This window comes from Anaerolineae bacterium (genome assembly GCA_016931895.1).
Classification (GTDB): Bacteria; Chloroflexota; Anaerolineae; order 4572-78; family J111; genus JAFGNV01.
Map to the genome: position 1 here is coordinate 1 of JAFGDY010000009.1, position 2,917 is coordinate 2,917.

Annotated in this window: 3 protein-coding genes; all 3 read left to right on the top strand. The window is 53.5% G+C overall.

Annotated features, from left to right (window positions below; all coding sequences use genetic code 11):
* Nucleotides 1–709: 709 nt before the first annotated feature.
* Nucleotides 710–1,201, top strand: coding sequence for a hypothetical protein (locus JW953_00640; protein ID MBN1991180.1), 492 nt, complete (start codon nt 710–712; stop codon nt 1,199–1,201).
* A gap of 24 nt (nt 1,202–1,225) precedes the next feature.
* Nucleotides 1,226–2,137: a hypothetical protein gene (locus JW953_00645; protein ID MBN1991181.1), complete on the top strand. Its 912-nt coding sequence runs from the start codon at nt 1,226–1,228 to the stop codon at nt 2,135–2,137.
* Nucleotides 2,137–2,917, top strand: a 781-nt coding sequence (locus JW953_00650) for a tetratricopeptide repeat protein (GenBank protein ID MBN1991182.1), incomplete at its 3' end; no start/stop codon positions are given. The genes JW953_00645 and JW953_00650, both read left to right, overlap by 1 nt.

The window sequence follows — 2,917 nt, forward strand, 5'->3', positions numbered from 1 at the left end:
TGATGTTTGTCTGGATTGAATTTATGGGCCATTTTAATCGTCTTTGAATTGATGCAGGAGCGCACCCTGGCGGTCGCCCCATACGGGGCAGGCTTGGTCCCTGGGCCCCGTGTCGTTGGTTTTTCAGGCAGAGAGACGCATCCTCTTTCATAAATTGCCGTACCGGATGTGAGGTCAAGTAAAGATGGTAAATTCCGGCCCACATCATCAAGTCATCCTCATCCCCAATTCGCCTGCGGTATAACGGCGGAAGAATTCAATGGTTGAGAAGTTATACTTGTGCGCGTACTCACCCAACATCCGGGTCAATTAGCCAAACTCAACCCGGCGCGGTTTTAAGATTTGTCCCATCGTCGCAACGCTCCTGGTTAAAAAGATACGTGCCTTCCCCTAAATTCTACCCCAATTTGCCGGGCAGGTAAAATAGGCGCGGAGGCTAGACCGCAGAGGTTTTATTCAACGGAACGTTGGCCCCCTCTGCGGTCTGAATCTCCAACGCAATCTTGACCACCCAGCGTCCCCAAACCGTGGATTGGCTTCCGGGAACGCCGCAGCGTTTGCGAACGCAGAGCGTTCGGGCTGCATTCCGGCGGAGACCGCCGGAGCGAGGAAATACATCCAACAGTTTGCACCCGTTACCGTTTAGACGTATTATTAAAGAGCATCGTTTATGCTAAAGCCTGTGCTATTTGTAAAGAGGAGGTTCCCCATGCCCATTGATTTGACCCTTGTGGCCACAACTGCTGTAACAACTTTTTTGGTGCCGTATGCCAAAGCCGGAATAGAAAAAATTGCTACCGCCGTTACCGAAAAGGTCGGCGAAAAGGCCGCTGAGTACGCCGGTGAATTGACCGGAAAGATTTGGGTGTTAGTCAAATCGGCTTTTAGCTCCCCTAAAGAGCAAGCAACCGTCGAGTTGTTTGAGGAAAACCCTGACGAGATGCAAGCAATGATGATTAAGGCGCTACAAGAGAAACTGGCCCAAGACCCAACCCTGGCCCAACAACTGGCCGAACTGATGAACCAGCCTGGCCCGGATGGAGCCAGCACCGGCGCGAAAATTATGCAGGCCGGAATTGCCGGCATTGCCGATTTGCGCGGGGCCAATTTGTCCCACGCGCAAGGTATGGACATCAGCGGGGTAAAAATTGGTCATGCCGCCCCACCCACCACCTCAGATAAGCCGGTCAAAAAAGCTTAAACTTTCTGCCTTGTAATCCAGACAATGTTTATTAAAAAGTTCGACCCCCATAAGTTTATAGACCGTGAATTTGAGCAAGAGCTTTTTGAGGAGTTGCTACAATTCAAAGACCAAGCCCGTATCCTGGCCATTAGAGACGCGGGCGGCATGGGTAAAACGCAACTTTTGCACAAATTCCAATATCGCTGTCGCGTTGTTAAACCGTCTACTCCGGTCAGCTTGGTGGCCCTTGACCAATTGCCCGACTCCTCTCCGCTGGCCCTGGTACAGGAAATTGAAAAGGATTTGGCGGCCCGGTTGAATTTTCCAACCTTTGCCCATTACGAAACAGCCCGCCGCGCCTGCGACTTTACCACCATTCGCGGCGCAATAGACCTGCGCTACGCCGATTTGCACGACGCTGAAGTGAAGATGGCCGGGGTAATGACCATTATTGAACATGCCGAGACGGTGAGCGGCGCAGCCCCGCCCACCTTTACCCCCGAACAGCAGGCGATGGCCCAAACCCTTTGCGTCCAGGCTTTTCTAGCCGACCTGTCCCGACATTGTCAAGAACAGCGGGTGGTTATTATGCTGGACGCCTACGAAACATGCGATCCCGCTTTGCGGCAATGGCTGTTAGATCATCTTTTAGATAGGTACTGTTTTAATATTGACCGGCGTCCGCCCCAACTGGTGGTGGTGATTGCCGGGCGAGAGATACCGGAGTTTGAATATCTGTGGCCCTCCGAGGATTGCCAAGCAGTGGTTAAATCCGTGCGGACCTTAAGCCAGTGGACCACCAACCATGTAGAAGAATGTTTACGGGTGCATGGCTTTAGTTATACCCAGCGGCAACTGAAACTTTTTTGCGACATGGTTGAGCAGGGGCTGTCGCCTTCACAGGTGGTAGACGCCATGCGCACCATTTTATTACCGTTACGGCCCGGTAGATAATGACCAACCCCACCCTCCCCCCAACCGATGATTTGGATGCCGCCCTGGAGTCGCTTCTGTCCAAAGGGGCCAGCCCGGAAGAGTTCACCCGGCAGCTTTTTTATCTCAACTATGAACGGTTTAAATCCGCCGACCCTGAACTGGCCGAGATGATGCGCGCCTGCGCCATCCCCCGCGTTTTTAACGCCGACATTATTGGCGTGCTGCGCGGCGCTTCAGATGATGAAACCGGCAACCAGACCCTGCTAGAAGGGCTACTGCCTTTTAATTTTGTTTTGGCGCGCCAGGACGGCGGGTATATTTACCACGACAACACGCGCCAGATGTTGCTGGCCGACTGGCAGCAGCCGGCAAACCAGCCTCTCTTTCAAACCTACCAAGAGCGCCTGGCGGCCTTTTACGTCAATCAGGGCCAAGCCGCCTTCCAACAGGCCGATTACGCCGCTGCCCTGGCCAACTATAACCGCGCCCTGGAACTGCGCCCGGCTGACGGCGAATTGTATGGCCGGCGCGGCCGGGCGCATTTAAATATGGGCAACTACCCCGCCGCCAAAAACGACCTAGAAAAAGCCATTAGCCTCGATTTTAACCCGGTAGACACTTACTTTGGCCTTGGCGTGGCCCACTACTACCTGGGCGACTATACGGCCACAGTGCATGATTTTTCAAAAGTTATTGAACAAGAACCAAATAACGCCAGCGCCTTCTACAACCGGGGCACCACCTACGGTAGGGATTTGAAGCAGTTCGAACAGGCCCTGGCCGACTATGACCGCGCCA

Excerpts from the sequence above, each read along its gene's own strand:
- JW953_00640 (MBN1991180.1), top strand. The coding sequence starts at position 710 with ATGCCCATTGATTTGACCCTTGTGGCCACAACTGCTGTAACAACTTTT.
- JW953_00645 (MBN1991181.1), top strand. The coding sequence starts at position 1,226 with ATGTTTATTAAAAAGTTCGACCCCCATAAGTTTATAGACCGTGAATTT.